This window comes from Rhodopseudomonas infernalis, from assembly GCF_022271405.1.
In the GTDB taxonomy this organism is placed as follows: Bacteria; Pseudomonadota; Alphaproteobacteria; order Rhizobiales; family Xanthobacteraceae; genus Rhodopseudomonas; species Rhodopseudomonas infernalis.
In genome coordinates, this window is record NZ_JAJNAL010000038.1 from 1 (window position 1) to 15,848 (window position 15,848).

Here is a 15,848-nt window from a genome sequence, read left to right on the forward strand (position 1 = left end):
GAGCGGGAGAGGGCGCGCGCTGCGGAGTGGGGCTTCTATCCGCACACGTCTGGCCACAGTACAATTCCTCGGCGATAGCCGATGACTCGGTCGTGGCGCTTACTTCAGTCCGCCCGTGACATGCAGCGTTTCGCCGGTGACGTAGGAGGCGCCGTTGCTGGCCAGGAAGGCGACCACCGCGGCGACCTCGTCGGCTTCGCCGACGCGGCCGAGCGGGGTGATGGCTTCGATCTGCTGGCGCATTTCGCCTTCGTGGAAGCCGGCCGTCTTGACGCCTTCGGTGACGACCATGCCGGGATTGACGGCGTTGACGCGGATCTTGTGCGGCGCCAGCTCCTTGGCCAGCACACCGGTGATCAGATCGACCGACGCCTTGGTGGCGCCGTACACCGCGGTGCCCGGCATCGCCAGGGTCGACACGCCGGACGAGATGTTGACGATGCTGCCGCCGTCGTTGAAGTGCCGCGCCGCCTCCTGCGTCACCAGCAGCAGGCCGAGCACATTGACGTTGAACTGGCGGTGGAAATGCTCGGGCGTGATGACGTCGAGTGCGCCGAATTCGTAAACGCCGGCGTTGTTGACCAGCACGTCGATCTTGCCGAGCGCCTTCACCGTCTCGCCGACGAGTTTTGCGGAGTCGCCCGGTTCGGCGAGGTTGCCGTGCACGGCGACGGCCTTGCCGCCCGCCGCAGTGATCTTGGCTACGACGGCGTCGGCGCCGTCCTTGCCGGAGGCGTAGTTCACCGCCACCGCGGCGCCTTCGGCCGCCAGCTTTAGCGCAATCGCGGAGCCGATTCCCTTCGATGCGCCGGTCACCAGCGCCACCTTGCCTTGCAGAGTCTTGGTCATGTTGGTCGTCCCTTTTCGATCCGCGATCGTTCGCTAGATCAATAGTTCGGAAATATGGGACTATTGAACGAACGCAAGGGGGCGCCTATATCTTTTGCATGGTTCAGTTCGTGCATCCGGCCCGTCAGGACATCACGCTCGCCGGCGTGCTCGCCGCGCTGGCCGACCCGGTGCGGCTGCAGATCGTCAGGGGCCTGCTGACCGAGCCCGCCTGCATGTCCTGCACCGCCGCATCGCCGTGCCCCGACATCCCCAAGTCGACGCTCTCCAACCACTTCCGCGTGCTGCGCGAATCCGGCCTGATCCACACCACGAAAAAGGGCGTCGAGCACAGGAACGTCGTGCGCGAGGCGGATATCAACGCTCGGTTTCCGGGGTTGTTGAAGGCGATTTTGAAGCACGCGGGGGCGTAGCTGTTTCGTGTGTCCCGGATGCAGCGAGGCGAAGTCCTATGCGTCCAGCCTCGGTGTTCGTCATTGCGAGCGTAGCGAAGCAATCCAGAGGCTCGTGCACGGACTGGATTGCTTCGTCGCTGCGCTCCTCGCAATGACGGGGAGAGGCTGCGCATGAATCCCCGTCACGTCTTTCGCGGGCCCGGGTCGAGGGTGTCCCGGATTTCGCTGCGCTGCATCCGGGCTACGAATTTTCCCTCGGGAATGACGAACGAAGTCGTATCGACCTCTGCACAATGACGACCGAGAGTGTGCTGTCTGCATCGCTGGGAAGGTGTTGCAGCAGCCTCACCCCATCCCACAGCATCGCTTGTACTTCTTCCCCGACCCGCACGGGCACGGCTCGTTGCGGCCGATCTTGGTGCGCTTTGCCGGCGGTGGCAGCGGCTGTGGCGTTGGCGGGCCCCATTCGATGGTGCGGGGCGACGGGTCGTGGGCGGTGCGCCAGGTGTTCAGGGTAAGGAGCCAACCGGTGACTTTGTCGGCGGCCGTTTTGTCCAGGGCTTCGCGTTCGGCTTGGTCGATGTCGACCATCATGGCGGAGATGTCGACCAATCGCGACAGGCCGTCGAACGCCCCTCGTGTCGCGTCGTCGGCATCCTGCAGGCGCTCCCAATGCTCCGGCCACATGTCCACGGCTGCTCCGAAGCCGTCGACCCACGTCTCCCACACGACGTCCCCCGTGCCGACGCCGGGCATCAACGGACGGTAGCGCTCGGGATGTTCGGACAGCGTCGTCGCGACGTCGTTGTAGTGCCGCATGATCACCGCGAAGATGCTGTTGGCGTGATCGAGGTCGTCGAATGGCGCCGGGTCGTCCGCGTTGCCGCCCCACACCGCCGGCAGCCAGTCGCCGGGCTTGATCATCTCGGGGCAGACCAGCAGCGCGGCGATGAAGCCGTCGAGCTCTTCGACCTGCATGATGTCGGGCCCGATCTCGGTGAATTCCTCTTCGAGGCGCGCGAGATGGGGAGGGAGGTCGGGCATGGGATGATCCGGTTTGGAAGGGGGACGTCAGCGGTGAGTTGTAAGTTGCGCTTGTAGGTGTGCAAGTATCAACGACGTCCTCTCTACGCCACCGCGCGCGGCACGATGCTGGTGTAGTCGATCGACCGCTCGGCCTTGGACAGGTCGTATGCGGCCTGCAGGTTGAGCCAGAATCGCGGATCCGTGCCGAAGTAGCGACCGAGCCGGAGCGCCGTGTCGGCGCTGACGTCGCGGCTGCCGCGCATGATCTCGGTCAGGCGATTGGCGGGGACGCCAAGCTCTTTGGCCAGCGCTCGGGCGGAGAGGCCGAGCGGTGCCAGATATTCTTCGCGGAGTACTTCGCCAGGGTGGGTGCGGAGCCGGGGCATCGTTACCTCCAAATCTCGACGGCAAACTATAGCATAATCCTGTCCCCGTCATTCCGGGGCGCGCGACGCGCGAGCCCGAAATGACGAACGAGAGGTGGTCGCGAAGCGCAACAAAAAAGCCCGGGATTGCTCCCGGGCTTCGTTGTCTGTGCGTGGGTAGCTGAACTTAGAAGTCCATGCCGCCCATGCCGCCGCCCGGGGGCATGCCGCCGGCGCCGGCGCCACCCTTCTTCGGCAGTTCGGCGATCATCGCTTCGGTGGTGATCAGCAGCGCTGCGACCGAGGCTGCGTTCTGGATCGCGGTGCGGACCACCTTGGTCGGGTCGATGATGCCCTTCTTGACCAGGTCGCCGTACTCGCCGCTCTGCGAGTCGAAGCCCCAGTTGTACTGCTCCTTCTCGAGCACCTTGCCGACGATCACCGAGCCGTCTTCGCCGGCGTTGATGGCGATCTGGCGGGCCGGGGCGGAGAGGGCGCGGCGCACGATTTCGACGCCGGTCTTCTGGTCGTCGTTCTGGGTCTTGATGCGCTTGAGCTGCTCGGAGGCGCGCAGCAGTGCGACGCCGCCGCCCGGGACGATGCCTTCTTCGACCGCGGCGCGAGTGGCGTGCATCGCGTCATCAACGCGATCCTTGCGCTCCTTCACCTCGACCTCGGTCGCGCCGCCGACGCGGATCACCGCGACGCCGCCGGCGAGCTTGGCCAGACGCTCCTGCAGCTTCTCGCGGTCGTAGTCCGAGGTGGTTTCCTCGATCTGCGCCTTGATCTGGGCAACGCGGGCTTCGATGTCGGCCTTCTTGCCGGCGCCGTTGACGATCGTGGTGTTTTCCTTGTCGATCATCACCTTCTTGGCGCGACCCAGCATCTGCAGGGTGACGTTTTCGAGCTTGATGCCGAGGTCTTCCGAGATCGCCTGGCCGCCGGTCAGGATCGCGATGTCCTGCAGCATGGCCTTGCGGCGATCGCCGAAGCCCGGAGCCTTGACGGCCGCGACCTTGAGGCCGCCGCGCAGGCGGTTGACGACGAGGGTGGCGAGCGCTTCGCCTTCGACGTCTTCGGCGACGATCAGCAGCGGCTTGCCGGTCTGCACGACGGCTTCGAGCAGCGGCAGCAGCTCGTTCAGGCTCGACAGCTTCTTCTCGTTGATCAGGATGTAGGCGTCATCCATTTCAACGCGCATCTTGTCGGCGTTGGTGACGAAGTAGGGCGAGATGTAGCCGCGGTCGAACTGCATGCCCTCGACGACGTCGAGTTCGGTCTCGAGCGACTTGGCTTCCTCGACGGTGATGACACCCTCGTTGCCGACCTTCTTCATCGCGTCGGCGAGGAACTTGCCGATCTCCGAGTCGCCGTTGGCCGAGATGGTGCCGACCTGGGCGATCTCGTCGTTCGAGGTGACCTTCTTGGAGTTCTTGACGAGATCGGCGACGACGGCTTCCACCGCCAGGTCGATACCACGCTTCAGATCCATCGGGTTCATGCCGGCGGCGACGGCCTTGGCGCCTTCGCGCACGATCGCCTGGGCCAGCACGGTCGCGGTGGTGGTGCCGTCGCCGGCCGCGTCGGCCGACTTCGAGGCCACTTCGCGCACCATCTGGGCGCCCATGTTCTCGAACTTGTCGTCGAGCTCGATGTCCTTGGCGACGGTGACGCCGTCCTTGGTGATGCGCGGGGCACCGAACGACTTGTCGAGGACGACGTTGCGGCCCTTCGGACCCAGCGTGACCTTCACGGCATTGGCGAGAATGTCCACGCCGCGCAGCATGCGGTCGCGGGCGTCGACGCCGAATTTGACTTCTTTAGCGGACATAAGGGGTTTCCCTGAAAAGTTGGAGTTGGCCCTCATCCTGAGGAGCCGGCCCGACCACAAGGCGGAGCGGCGTCTCGAAGGACGAGCTGGTTGACGTTGCGAAGCTCACCCTTCGAGACGCCGGCTGCGCCGGCTCCTCAGGGTGAGGGGCGAGCGCGACTTAGGCGGCCTTCTTCTTGGCCTCGGCGCCGGTGATGACGCCCATGATGTCGCTTTCCTTCATGATCAGCAGGTCTTTGCCGTCGATCTTGACTTCGGTGCCCGACCATTTGCCGAACAGCACTCGGTCGCCGACCTTGAGGTCGATCGGGATCAGCTTGCCGGCTTCGTCGCGGCCACCCGGGCCGACGGCGACGATCTCGCCCTGCGAGGGCTTTTCCTTGGCCGAGTCAGGAATGATGATACCGCCAGCGGTCTTCTCTTCGGCGTCGATGCGCTTGACCACGACGCGGTCGTGAAGCGGACGGAAATTCATGCAAGTCCTCCTAAGTTTCTGAAGTTGTTTCAGAATTTCTGGAATTAGCAGTCGCGACCAGCGAGTGCCAGCGCGACACAGAGGAGATAATCCAGCGCTTTGGGAGAGACAAGGGTGGGTAGCAGAAAAATTGGCACTCGGGTGAAACTTCTGCCAGTTCCGTTGACCAGATGAATGCAGCTGCCTGTGTGCCCGCCAGCCGCCGCCCTGCGGGCCTCTGTTAGCACTTAATCTAAGTCGCTGCTAACGCTTGTGTTTTCAACATGACGTTAATTTTTTAGGCTTGAGATGGTGAGCATCGTCGCGGATGATTTGGGTGCGGCCTGGCCGGGAAGTGGACCCCGGGCCCGGTCAGGCCGGAAGGACAGTTGCAGGGCGCATCGACACGCAACCGGACATCACTTTTGCTGAATGCGCTTCTGCTTTGGAGGTTGGCATGGACGGAAAAGGTGCAGTTTCTGAGGACTTCAGGAAACAGGTGCTCGGCTACGGTCTGACCACGGCGGAGATCCTCTACCGCAGGCCCGATCGCCACTGGCTGCTGCAAAGCTACACTTGGCAGAACTACGATCTGTTTCCGCACTTCCCGGCCTTGAAGGACTTCCTGTCGTTCTGGGAGAAGGAGCTCGAGGGCCCGCTGGTCGCGGTCACCGTGGCGCACTCCAAGCTGATCAAGCCAGCCGAGCTGCGCACGGTCGACGGGGTATTCAGACTGCATTGAGCCGCTGGCAATCGCTCCGTCACGCGCTTAGATTGAAAGCGAACGCGTGACGGAGACACGCCGATGACCAAGCACGCTGCGGATCTGACCTTCGAAGAATTAGCTAAGGCGGGCGCCGCCGCCGCACAACGCGCGGCCGATCAGGCTTATGCTGCCGGTCTGACGGTGAGCGGCACGGAATATGATGACGGTCCGATCATCGAGACCGATCGATCGGCATTCGAGCAACGGCCGCCCTTGCGGAAAGACGCAGTCGGGCGTCGAAGCTGAAGTCCGCCATCGTCAGGCCGCCGTCATTGGTGGTCATGGCTGGGCCGAATGGCTCCGGGAAAAGCACGCTCACGAATTTCCTGATCGAAGCCGGCGTCGACTTCGGCACCTACATCAATCCCGACGAGATCGCCGCAACTCTCGACTTGAGCGAGCCGGAACGATCGCAGACAGCTCAAGCCATTGCGGACGCGCGACGGGAGGGATGCCTTCGATTGCGGCAGAGCTTCGCATTCGAAACCGTGATGTCTCACCCGAGCAAAATCGAAGTCATGGAGCGGGCTGCACGCGCGGGTTACGATGTGACGCTGTATTTCGTATGTACGTCCCAGCCGGCTCTCAATCTCAAACGCATTGCGCAACGTGTGGTGTTGGAGGTCATGACGTTCCAAAGGAGCGCGTCATAGCGCGGTACGCGCGCACACTTAATCTGTTGGTCCCGGCCGCATTGGTGGCTCATCGCACCGTGCTGTTCGACAACAGCCGACAGGTACCCCCTAGCGAAGCGCTGATCGCCGTACGTCCTGCCGGCCTTCGATCTGTCGCCGAATTGACGCGAGCCACGGAAAGTTGCCACTTGAAGGTCAGAAGGGCTGTTCCGCTATGGGTGCGACGTCACTTCATCGACCCGCTGACGGCAAGATCCGACCAACTCCAACTCACCGTGCAGGAGACGGATTGATTACGTCATCACCCCCACCACCGCTCCCATCAAGCACGTCGTCAGCGTGCCCGATACGATCGACTTCAACCCCAGCGAGGCGATTTCTTCGCGGCGGTCGGGGGCCATGGCGGTGAGGCCGCCGAGCATGATGCCGAGGCTGCCGAAATTGGCGAAGCCGCACATCGCGTACAGCATGATCAGGCGGGAGCGTGGATCGAGCGCGCCCTCCGGGAGCTTCGACAGCTCGACATAGGCGATCAGTTCGTTGAGCACCGTCTTGATGCCCATCAGTGAGCCGGCGGTGACGGCCTGCGACCACGGCAGGCCGAGCAGCCAGCACACCGGCGCCATCGCGTAGCCGAGCAGCCGCTGCAGCGAGATCGCTTCGCCGCCAAGCTGCGGCAGCACGCCGAGCATGGCGTTGGCGAGATACACCAGCGCGACCAGCACGATCAGCATCGCGACGATGTTGAGCAGCAGTTCGAGGCCGGCGGCGGTGCCCTTGACGATCGCGTCCATGGTGCTGACCGCGATCCGCTCCGGATCGTCGAGCGATCCGCCGGTGCGGCGCGGTTCGGTCTCGGGCAACATGATCAGGCTGATCAGGATCGCGGCCGGCGCGCCCAGCACCGAGGCGATCACGAAGTGCGCAGCAGCATCGGGCAGGATCGGCGCCAGCAGCGTCGCGTACAGGACCAGCACGGTGCCGGCGATGCCGGCCATGCCGCCGGTCATCACCAGGAACAATTCGCTGCGGGTGAGCTGCGCCAGATAGGGCCGGATGAACAGCGGCGCCTCGACCATGCCGAGAAACACGTTGGCGGCGGTCGACAGGCCGACCGCGCCGCCGACGCCGAGCGTGCGTTTCAGCAGCCACGCCATGCCGCGCACCACCGGCGGCAGGATCTTCCAGTAGAACAGCAGCGTGGTGAGCACGCTCATCACCAGCACCACCGGCAGCGCCTGGAAGGCGAGGATGAAATCGGCGCCCGGCGCCTTGATGTCGAACGGCGCCTGCGCGCCGCCGAGATAGCCGAACGCGAACGAGGTGCCGGCGCGCGTCGCCGCGCCGATCACCCCGACCGCCTCGTTGATCGCACCGAAGGCATGCGCGGCGCCGGGCAGTTTCAGCATCAGCAGGGCGGTGGCGAGCGTCACCACGAGCCCGATCACGATCTGCCGTAGCGAGACGCGGTCGCGATGTTCGCCGAACGCCCAGGCGAGCATCAGCAGCGCGAAAATTCCAAAGCCGGATTGCAGTTGTAGCATCAGTCCCCCGCGCCATTATGCCGATGCGGCGGAGCGAGGCCAGCCCGGATGCGGCGCAGGCCGCACCGACTTTGTGCGCACGCCGCGGCGGCGCCACGCTCCGCACGCGGTGCGGGGCAGACGTGTCGGTACGCCGCTTGACGCTGCGTGCGGGGCGCGTCATGGCATGGAAAATGATCCAGCCTCGGCTCCGCGCGCCTGCCGGTCGCGCGCTCCCATGACGACGCTCACCCCTTCGGACTCGCTGCTGCGGCATCCTCCGTTGATGCTGTATCTCGGCGCGCGCACGTTCTCGCGCTTCGCCAGCCAGATCGCGGCGGTGGCGGTCGGCTGGCAGATCTACGACATGACCTCGAGCGCCTTCGCGCTCGGCATGATCGGGCTGGTGCAGTTCATCCCCACCGCGCTGCTGGTGTTTGTCGCCGGCCATGCGGTCGATCATTTCGACCGCAAGCGCGTGGTGCAGATCTGCCAGATCGTGCAGGGGCTGACGGCGCTGTTTCTCGCCGCCGGCACGTACGGCGACTGGCTGAGCGTAACGCAGATCTTCGTGGCGATGACGGTGGTCGGCATCGCCACCTCGTTCGAAAGCCCGGCAGTGGCGGCGATGCTGCCGTCGGTCGTGCCCGAGGGCACGCTGCAGCGCGCGACCGCGACCTCCACCGGCGTCGCCCAACTGGCGATGATCACCGGCCCGGCGATCGGCGGCTTCGCCTATGCGGTGTCGCCGACGCTGCCTTACGCCATCATGGCGGCGTTCTGGATCGTCGGCAGCCTGCTGATTCCGCTGGTCGCCGTGACGCCTGCGCCGGCCAAACAGGCGACGGCGGACGTCGACGATCTCTATTCGGGCCTGCGCTTCGTCCGCTCCAATCCGGCGATCCTCGGCACCATCTCGCTCGATCTGTTCGCGGTGCTGCTCGGCGGCGCCACCGCGTTGCTGCCGATCTACGCGCGCGACATCCTGCACACCGGGCCGTGGGGGCTCGGCGTGCTGCGCGCCGCGCCGGCGATCGGCGCGCTGGCCATGACGATCGTGCTGGCGCGCACGTCGATCACCAGCCGGGTCGGGCTGCGGATGTTCCAGGCCGTCATCGTGTTCGGCATAGCCACCATCGTGTTCGCGCTGTCCTGGTGGCTGTGGCTGTCGGTGGCGGCGCTGGTGGTGATGGGCGCAGCCGACACGGTCAGCGTCGTGATCCGGTTCTCGCTGGTGCAGCTCGCGACGCCGGACAATATGCGCGGCCGGGTCGGCGCGGTGAACTTCCTGTTCATCAACGCCTCCAACCAGCTCGGCCAGTTCGAGAGCGGCGTCACCGCGGCGCTGTTCGGCGCGATGCCGGCGGCGGTGCTGGGCGGCGTCGGCACCGTGGCGGTGGCGCTGTTGTGGATGAAGCTGTTTCCGTCGCTGCGGCGGATCGAGCGGCTGGAATAGGTCTCGCAAAGAAGCGTCATTGCGAGGAGCGATGCGACGAAGCAATCCAGCGCCGAGCACTGGGCCCTGGATTGCTTCGCTTCGCTCGCAATGACGGGGAAAGGCTGAAAGCTTGCTTGCAGTTCAAGACCCGCTTTAAGGTCGATCAGGCCGAAGCTGGAGTCAAGCCGGTGACCGGCAAGCACATCATCGCGACCTACCATTTGAGCAGCGACGCGGCACGGATCGCCGACCGCGCGCAGTTTCTGGCGATCGAGCAGAGCGTCGAATGCCCGCTCGAGGCGATCGGCGATCCGTGGGTGCGCGACGCGATCCTGGGCCGGGTCACGCTGATCCAGGAGATTGCTGAGGGCCGCTATGCGGTGCGGATCGCGCTGGCCGCCGCGACCGCGCCGGCCGAGCCGGGCCAACTGCTCAACATGCTGTTCGGCAATGCCTCGATGCAGCCGGACGTCGAGCTGGTCGATGTCGAGCTGCCGCGATCCTACGCCGCGGCGTTCGGCGGACCGCGGCGCGGCATCGCCGGGATCCGCGAAGCGACCGGGACGCGGGGACGGGCCCTGACGGCCTCGGCGCTGAAACCGCAGGGTCTGTCGCCCGAGGCGCTCGCGGTGATCGCCGGCCGGTTGGCGCGGGGCGGCGTTGATCTGATCAAGGACGATCACGGCATCGCCGACCAGGCCTATAGCCCGTTCGCCGAACGCATCCGCGCGGTCGGTCGCGCGGTGCGCGATGCCAATGCGGCGAGCGGAGGGCGAACGCTCTACGCGCCGCATGTCTCCGGCTCGCTCGATACGATGCGGCGGCAGCTCGATCTGATCCGCGCCGAGGGCATCGGGGCGCTAATGCTGATTCCGATGATCGTCGGGCTGTCGAACTTTCACGCGCTGGTGCGCGAGACCGAGGGGCTGGCGGTGCTGGCGCATCCGGCGATGTCCGGTGGCGCACGGATCGCGCCGCCGCTGCTGCTCGGCAAGCTGTTCCGGCTGCTCGGCGCCGACGCCACGGTGTTTCCGCATGCCGGTGGCCGCTTCGCCGCGACGGCCGAGAGCTGCTGGGCGTTGGCAGAGGCCGCGCGCGGCCAATGGGACGGGATGAAGCCGTGCCTGCCGGTGCCGGCCGGCGGCATCGCGATCGATCGCGTCGCAGAGCTGTTGTCGTTTTATGGTGAGGACGTGATGCTGCTGATCGGCGGCAGCCTGCTTGCGGCCGGCGAGCGGCTGACGGAGCAAGCGGTCTTGTTCACGGCGGAGGTTGCACGGCATGGCAAGTCACAGCACGACGTCGCATCCCGCTGATCCGCAAGCTGGCGAGCGTCCCGGCGTGCGCGCCCAGACGTCGCCTGGCCGTTGGGATGGCGTTGCGGTGATGCCCTACAAGCAGAGCGCCGAGGCGCCGTTTCGCGACGTCACCCGGCAGCTGCTGTTCGCCGATCCGAACCTCGCCTGCGAGTGGCGTTACTTCGAAGTGGATGAAGGCGGCTGGTCGACGCTCGAGCGCCACGCGCATGTTCACGCGGTGATGATCCATCGCGGCAAGGGGCAGTGCCTGGTCGGCACTACGATCAGCGACATCGCGGCGGGCGATCTCGTTTTCATTCCGCCGATGACCTGGCATCAGTTTCGTGCCAATCGCGGCGACTGCCTCGGCTTCCTCTGCGTGGTGAATGCGGCGCGCGACCGTCCGCAACTGCCGGGGACCGAGGATGTTGCGGAGCTGCGTCGCGACGCCGCAGTGGCGGCGTTCATCCGCAGCAGCGGCGAGGACGTTTCGGCGTAACGGTAGGCGGGTGCTGCTACGTGCTCTCGGCAATCCGCCGCCGCACGATGGTCGGTTGCAACGCGTCGCGTTGCATTTTGCGCCGGCTGCAATCATTAGCGGCACGTTAACGAATCCGGGCCTACTCATCACGATGGTCTGAGGAGGCTTGGTCATGCGCATCGGTTATGCGGCTTCGTACCAGTCCGATCTTGCCGCGCTGCAACTGCTGCGCGCGGCCTCGCAAGCACATTCAGGGCGCGGCGCGAACGCCGGCACGTCGGCGTCGTCCGGCTTCACCGCTTCCGCGTCGAGCACGCTGCAGACTTACTCGCAGAGCGGCACGCTGTCGGGAAGCTCAAGCTCGGTTGCGCTGATCAAGACGATGGCCGCGTCGAGCACCTTCGCCAACGCAGCGAACGGCGTCGCCGACGATCAGGTTCGCGCGCTGGTGCGCGATGGCAAAATTGCGCAGCTGCCGCTGCCGAAAGACTTCGATCCGTCCGGGCTGAGCCAAGCGGAGCAGAACGTGTACCATGTGGTGCAGGGACTGCAGAGCCTGTACGACGCCCAGCCGAAGACGCTGGACGGCGCGCTGGCCGATCACGTCGCGACGGTGCTTGACACCTATCCGGACGCGATCGCGCGGATGAAGGACGGGCTCGCGAACGGCACGCTGCCGGCGTCCGACGGCTGGAACGACGTGATCGCCAACTACGAGAACGAACTCGCCGCCGCCCAGCAGGGCAAGATGAAGATCACAGGCATCGACGATCCGAGCCTGGTTCAGACCACCAACGAATTCAGCATCTCGTCGAACGGCATCGGCTGGAGCGGTCGTGGCACCATCACCAAGGCCGACATTCCGGCGCTGCAGGCGTTGACCGGAACCAAGAACGTGCTGCCCGGCGGCAGTCCCTACACCGGCAGCTACGTCATCAGCTGGTAGCTGCCGGGCAGGTCGGAAGCGTCAGGCGAGTTCGACCGGGCCGTGGTCGTCGCAATGGCCGGCGTGCGGATGGTGCAGGCGGCCGTCGACCAGATAGTCGACATGATCGCCGTGCGGCACCGCTTCGTGGCCGCAGCCGGGGCCGTGGGTGTGGCCGGCGCAGGCGGTTTCCGGCGTGCATGTGACCGGGTTGGTGTCGTTCACCGCAATCACATGCTCATCGACATGGTCGCCGTGCATGTGGTGCAGATGGCCGTCGTGCAGATAGTCGACGTGGCCCTCGTGCTTGATCGCGGTGTGACCGCAACTCGGTCCGTGTTGGTGATCGTGATGCGTGTGGTGCGGTTCGTTGCAGGTGGTCATGATCGCCTCTCCGATAAGGCGCTTATCTTCCGCAACAGGCGGCGCTCCGCAACCGAATAATCTGCGACCTCGGCATCAGTCGAGGCGAACTGATCGCTCGATGCGAGTCGCGGTTGTGTCGCCGAGTGTTGGCGCCAGCAGGTCCGCCGACCTTGCGCGTTTCACCCCCGCCCGACGAACGGCATCTTGGTGGCCATCACCGTCATGAACAGCACGTTGGCGTCGAGCGGCAGGCCGGCCATGTAGGCGACCGCGTCGCCGACGGCTTTGGCATCCATCCGCGGTTCGTGGCGGGTCGAGCCGTCAGGTTGCAGTACGCCGGGGCCGTCGACCATGCGGTCGGTCATCGGCGTCGCGGCGTTGCCGATGTCGATCTGGCCGACTGCGATGTCATAGGCGCGGCCATCGAGATTGCTGGCCTTGGTCAGGCCGGTGATGGCGTGCTTGGTCGAGGTGTAGGCCGCGGAGAACGGCCGCGGCGCATGCGCCGAGATCGAACCGTTGTTGATGATGCGTCCGCCGCGCGGCGTCTGGTCCTTCATGATGCGGAAGGCGTGCTGCGTGCACAGGAACGGCGCGGTGAAGTTGGTGTCGACCACGGCCTGCCACTGCTGCAGCGACAGATCCTCGAACGGCACCGGCGGCGCGCCCATGCCGGCGTTGTTGAAGAGCAGATCGAGCCGGCCGTAGGTTGCGACGGTCTTGTCGAACAGCGCAGCGATCGAGGCAGGGTCTGCCATGTCGGCCTGCACCGGCAGGCTCTGGCCGATGCCTTCGCCGAGCTTCTGGGTTTCCTGCAATAGCGCGAGCCGGCGGCCGGCGAGCACCACGGTGAAGCCGGCCTGCATCAGCGCCAGCGAGGCGGCGCGGCCGACCCCGGTGCCGGCACCGGTGACGAGTGCGATCTTGGTGGTTGCGGCCATGGTCAGTCCTCCCGATGTGGTGTTGTTATCGCGCGCCGAGGCTGCGCATCATGTAGCACGCTTCGGCGTCGTAGCTGCGCAGCTTGGCGTCCAGCGCCGGATCGGCGATGCGCGCGAGACCTTGCTTGCTCCAGAACTGCACCGTTCCGCCGACTGCGACAAGCGAGATGTTGTCGGCGATCGTCGCTGCATGGCGCATCAGCGGCGCCAGAATGGCTGCGGCGGCGCCGCTGCCGCGGGCGACCGGCAGCAGCGCGATGTCGTGGATATAGTAGGTCGAGGCCGGCGAGGGCAGCGCACCGAGCAGCGCGTTCAGCGCGGGCGGCTGCCGCAAATTCCAGGGATGGCTGATCAGGTAGCCGGCGATCTCGGCGTCGCCGTCGGCGATGTCGCTCAGCACGTAGCAACCTTGCGGATGCAGCGCGAGCCGCTCGGCGAACACCGCGGCGTCTTCCGGATAGTCGACGTGCACGGCTGCGGCAACGGCGTTGACCGCATCGAGGTCGGCGGCGGACATCGCCCGCCACTGGAGGGCGGTGGTGCTCATGCGGAAGCAACGCTCCCAGCGCCGTCATTCCGGGATGCGCCCAAAGGGCGCAGGCCCGGAATCCATATCCCCTGCCGGCTGTGGTTGAGGATTGCGGGTGAGGTGGTCGTCCTGTCGCGAGTCCAGGGGGTATGGATTCCGGGTTCGCGCTGCGCGCGCCCCGGAATGACGGGGAGAGGGGAGTGCGGGATGACGTTGGTCATCGTGGTCGGGTTACTTCGCATCCTTGTAGGGCGGCCGTGGGATGTTCTTGTGGGCGGCGCGGAGGGCGGCGGACCAGCGTGAGCGGAGGTCGTGGAAGTACGGCTCCCCGGCTTCGATGCGGTGGTTGAGGTCGGCGTCGCAGACGTCGGTGCGGACTACCAGCACGTCGATCGGCAGGCCGACGCCGAGATTGGAGCGCATCGTCGAATCCATCGAGATCAGGCTGGTTTTCAACGCCTCGTAGAGTTCGACGTCGAAAGTGATCGCGCGGTCGAGCACCGGCTTGCCGTATTTGTGCTCGCCGATCTGCAGATACGGCGTGTCGATGGTGCATTCGATGAAATTGCCGGCCGGGTAGATCATGAACAGGCGCATCCGCTCGCCCTTGATCTGGCCGCCGAACAGAAACGACACCTCGTAGTTGATGTCTTCGGCTTTCAGCGCCTGCGCCTCGGTGGCGTTGACGTGGCGGATCGCGCGGCCGATCAACTGCGCGGCCTGAAACATCGTCGGCGCGTCGAGCAGCTTTTCGCGCGCGCCGGTCTCGGGATCTTCGAGGCCCTCGTTGAGGGTCGACAGCACCGACTGGCTGATCGACAGATTGCCGGCACTGGCGATCGCCATGATGCGGTCGCCCGGCTTGTTGAAGACGTGCAGCTTGCGGAAGGTCGAGATGTTGTCGAGGCCGGCATTGGTCCGGGTGTCGGCGACCATCACGAGGCCGTCCTGGACCAGTACTCCACAGCAGTAAGTCATCTCGTCCTCGGCGGCTCTGTCGATCAGGGGAAACCGGCGCGGCTGCGCATTCGGCGGCTGGAGACTAGAGCATTTCGCCCTTCAGGGGAAACCGCCTGTACTCCGCAATTGTGCGCAGCCGCCCGGCGCCGGACCGGTCGCAGTTGCCGATTTGATGACGCTACTGCGATTGCGATTGCGATTGTGACTGGCGGCCGCCGGCCTGATCGACCTTGACGGCGACGGTCAGGGTTTCGAGGCCGCCGCCATAGCGCGTGCCGCGCACCGGCGCGGCGCCGAGATAGTCGAGCCCGATGGCGACGCGGGCGTGAGCGTCGGTCGAGCAGATGGCGTTAGCCGGATCGAACCCGACCCAGCCGAGCGTCGGCACATAGGCTTCTGCCCAGGCGTGGCCGGCCTGTTGATTGATCTGGCCATCGGCGCGCAGGAAGTGGCCGGCGACGAAGCGGGCAGGCACGCCGCCGGCGCGCGCGCAAGCAATGAAGATATGCGCATAGTCCTGGCACACGCCACGGCGCAGCGTGAAGGCTTCGGCTGCGGTGGTGCCCGAATGAGTCGGATCGTCGTCGAACGTCATGTGATCGTTGAGCCGCATCATCAGCGCGTGCAGGAAGCTGATGGCGTCGCCCTCGGCGCCGCCGATCTCGCGAGTGAAGGCGGCGATCGACGGACTCGGCGCGGTGAGATCCGTCGTGCGCAGGAACAGCTGCGGCGGAAAGCGCTCGTCGGTGCCGCGCATCACGCCGCCGGTGTCGTTGGTCTCGACCAACCCTTCGGCCGTGATGGTGAGATCCTCGGTGGTGCCGAGCGTGAGCACATGGGTGATGTTGCCGAACGCGTCCTCGTGCATGTCGAGCTTGGCGTCGGATGAAATGTCGATCTGCCAGTCGGCGACGTATTGGCCGTCATGGCTGCCGGGCGTCATCCGCAGCACCTGGATCAGTCCGGTGGCGGCAGGCTCATAGCGATAGGTGGTGGTGTGGGAAATTCGCAGGCGCATGGGTCGGCATTCCGGGTCGTCGCGGCGCAGAGCGCGCGGACTATATCA

19 protein-coding genes are annotated in these 15,848 nt (G+C 65.6%); 8 read left to right on the plus strand and 11 right to left on the minus strand.

Features of this window, described 5'->3' with window-relative positions:
• Window positions 1–99: 99 nt before the first annotated feature.
• Window positions 100–849, minus strand: a complete 750-nt coding sequence (locus tag LPW26_RS20525) for an SDR family NAD(P)-dependent oxidoreductase (protein WP_238737486.1) — start codon at window positions 847–849, stop codon at window positions 100–102.
• Between the two features lie 98 nt (window positions 850–947).
• Between LPW26_RS20525 and LPW26_RS20530 the strand changes: the two genes are divergently transcribed.
• On the plus strand, window positions 948–1,262 hold the full coding sequence (locus LPW26_RS20530; RefSeq protein ID WP_238737487.1) for an ArsR/SmtB family transcription factor: 315 nt from the start codon (window positions 948–950) through the stop codon (window positions 1,260–1,262).
• 327 nt (window positions 1,263–1,589) lie between these two features.
• Here the strand turns inward: LPW26_RS20530 and LPW26_RS20535 are convergent, their stop codons facing one another.
• From LPW26_RS20535 to LPW26_RS20550, 4 genes are all read right to left on the minus strand, one after another.
• A complete protein-coding gene (locus LPW26_RS20535) occupies window positions 1,590–2,288 on the minus strand; it encodes a UPF0149 family protein (protein WP_238737488.1) in 699 nt (232 codons plus the stop codon).
• A gap of 83 nt (window positions 2,289–2,371) precedes the next feature.
• Window positions 2,372–2,656, minus strand: a complete 285-nt coding sequence (locus LPW26_RS20540) for a HigA family addiction module antitoxin (protein WP_238737489.1) — start codon at window positions 2,654–2,656, stop codon at window positions 2,372–2,374.
• Window positions 2,657–2,822: 166 nt separating this feature from the next.
• Entirely contained in the window at window positions 2,823–4,466 is a 1,644-nt protein-coding gene (groL, locus tag LPW26_RS20545; protein WP_238737490.1) for a chaperonin GroEL, read from the minus strand.
• Window positions 4,467–4,626: 160 nt separating this feature from the next.
• Window positions 4,627–4,941: a co-chaperone GroES gene (locus LPW26_RS20550; protein WP_238737491.1), complete on the minus strand. Its 315-nt coding sequence runs from the start codon at window positions 4,939–4,941 to the stop codon at window positions 4,627–4,629.
• 436 nt (window positions 4,942–5,377) lie between these two features.
• Between LPW26_RS20550 and LPW26_RS20555 the strand changes: the two genes are divergently transcribed.
• The 3 genes from LPW26_RS20555 to LPW26_RS20565 all read left to right on the plus strand — a co-directional run bounded on the left by LPW26_RS20555 (window position 5,378) and on the right by LPW26_RS20565 (window position 6,339).
• A complete protein-coding gene (locus LPW26_RS20555; protein ID WP_238737492.1) occupies window positions 5,378–5,662 on the plus strand; it encodes an usg protein in 285 nt (94 codons plus the stop codon).
• A gap of 63 nt (window positions 5,663–5,725) precedes the next feature.
• On the plus strand, window positions 5,726–5,932 hold the full coding sequence (locus tag LPW26_RS20560) for a hypothetical protein (RefSeq protein ID WP_238737493.1): 207 nt from the start codon (window positions 5,726–5,728) through the stop codon (window positions 5,930–5,932).
• Between the two features lie 35 nt (window positions 5,933–5,967).
• Window positions 5,968–6,339 (plus strand): zeta toxin family protein, encoded by a 372-nt coding sequence (locus LPW26_RS20565; RefSeq protein ID WP_238737530.1) that lies wholly within the window; start codon window positions 5,968–5,970, stop codon window positions 6,337–6,339.
• A gap of 275 nt (window positions 6,340–6,614) precedes the next feature.
• Here LPW26_RS20565 and LPW26_RS20570 read toward each other — a convergent pair whose 3' ends face one another.
• Window positions 6,615–7,865 (minus strand): NupC/NupG family nucleoside CNT transporter, encoded by a 1,251-nt coding sequence (locus LPW26_RS20570; RefSeq protein ID WP_238737494.1) that lies wholly within the window; start codon window positions 7,863–7,865, stop codon window positions 6,615–6,617.
• Window positions 7,866–8,082: 217 nt separating this feature from the next.
• Here LPW26_RS20570 and LPW26_RS20575 point away from each other — a divergent pair, with 217 nt between their 5' ends.
• The 4 genes from LPW26_RS20575 (at window position 8,083) to LPW26_RS20590 (ending at window position 12,007) form a co-directional block, all read left to right on the plus strand.
• Entirely contained in the window at window positions 8,083–9,300 is a 1,218-nt protein-coding gene (locus tag LPW26_RS20575; protein WP_238737495.1) for an MFS transporter, read from the plus strand.
• A gap of 170 nt (window positions 9,301–9,470) precedes the next feature.
• On the plus strand, window positions 9,471–10,598 hold the full coding sequence (locus LPW26_RS20580) for a RuBisCO large subunit C-terminal-like domain-containing protein (protein WP_238737531.1): 1,128 nt from the start codon (window positions 9,471–9,473) through the stop codon (window positions 10,596–10,598).
• A complete protein-coding gene (locus LPW26_RS20585) occupies window positions 10,564–11,079 on the plus strand; it encodes a cupin domain-containing protein (protein ID WP_238737496.1) in 516 nt (171 codons plus the stop codon). The genes LPW26_RS20580 and LPW26_RS20585 overlap by 35 nt, the downstream gene beginning before the upstream one ends.
• 154 nt (window positions 11,080–11,233) lie before the next feature.
• Window positions 11,234–12,007, plus strand: coding sequence for a hypothetical protein (locus LPW26_RS20590; protein WP_238737497.1), 774 nt, complete (start codon window positions 11,234–11,236; stop codon window positions 12,005–12,007).
• A gap of 21 nt (window positions 12,008–12,028) precedes the next feature.
• Here LPW26_RS20590 and LPW26_RS20595 read toward each other — a convergent pair whose 3' ends face one another.
• From LPW26_RS20595 to LPW26_RS20615, 5 genes are all read right to left on the minus strand, one after another.
• Complete coding sequence (locus tag LPW26_RS20595; RefSeq protein WP_238737498.1) at window positions 12,029–12,370, minus strand: hypothetical protein; 342 nt, start codon at window positions 12,368–12,370, stop codon at window positions 12,029–12,031.
• 161 nt (window positions 12,371–12,531) lie between these two features.
• Entirely contained in the window at window positions 12,532–13,293 is a 762-nt protein-coding gene (locus tag LPW26_RS20600; protein ID WP_238737499.1) for an SDR family oxidoreductase, read from the minus strand.
• A 25-nt stretch (window positions 13,294–13,318) separates the two neighbouring features.
• On the minus strand, window positions 13,319–13,840 hold the full coding sequence (locus LPW26_RS20605) for a GNAT family N-acetyltransferase (protein WP_238737500.1): 522 nt from the start codon (window positions 13,838–13,840) through the stop codon (window positions 13,319–13,321).
• A 213-nt stretch (window positions 13,841–14,053) separates the two neighbouring features.
• On the minus strand, window positions 14,054–14,800 hold the full coding sequence (locus LPW26_RS20610) for a proteasome-type protease (protein WP_238737501.1): 747 nt from the start codon (window positions 14,798–14,800) through the stop codon (window positions 14,054–14,056).
• 160 nt (window positions 14,801–14,960) lie between these two features.
• Window positions 14,961–15,800, minus strand: coding sequence for a transglutaminase family protein (locus LPW26_RS20615; protein ID WP_238737502.1), 840 nt, complete (start codon window positions 15,798–15,800; stop codon window positions 14,961–14,963).
• Between the last annotated feature and the right edge of the window lie 48 nt (window positions 15,801–15,848).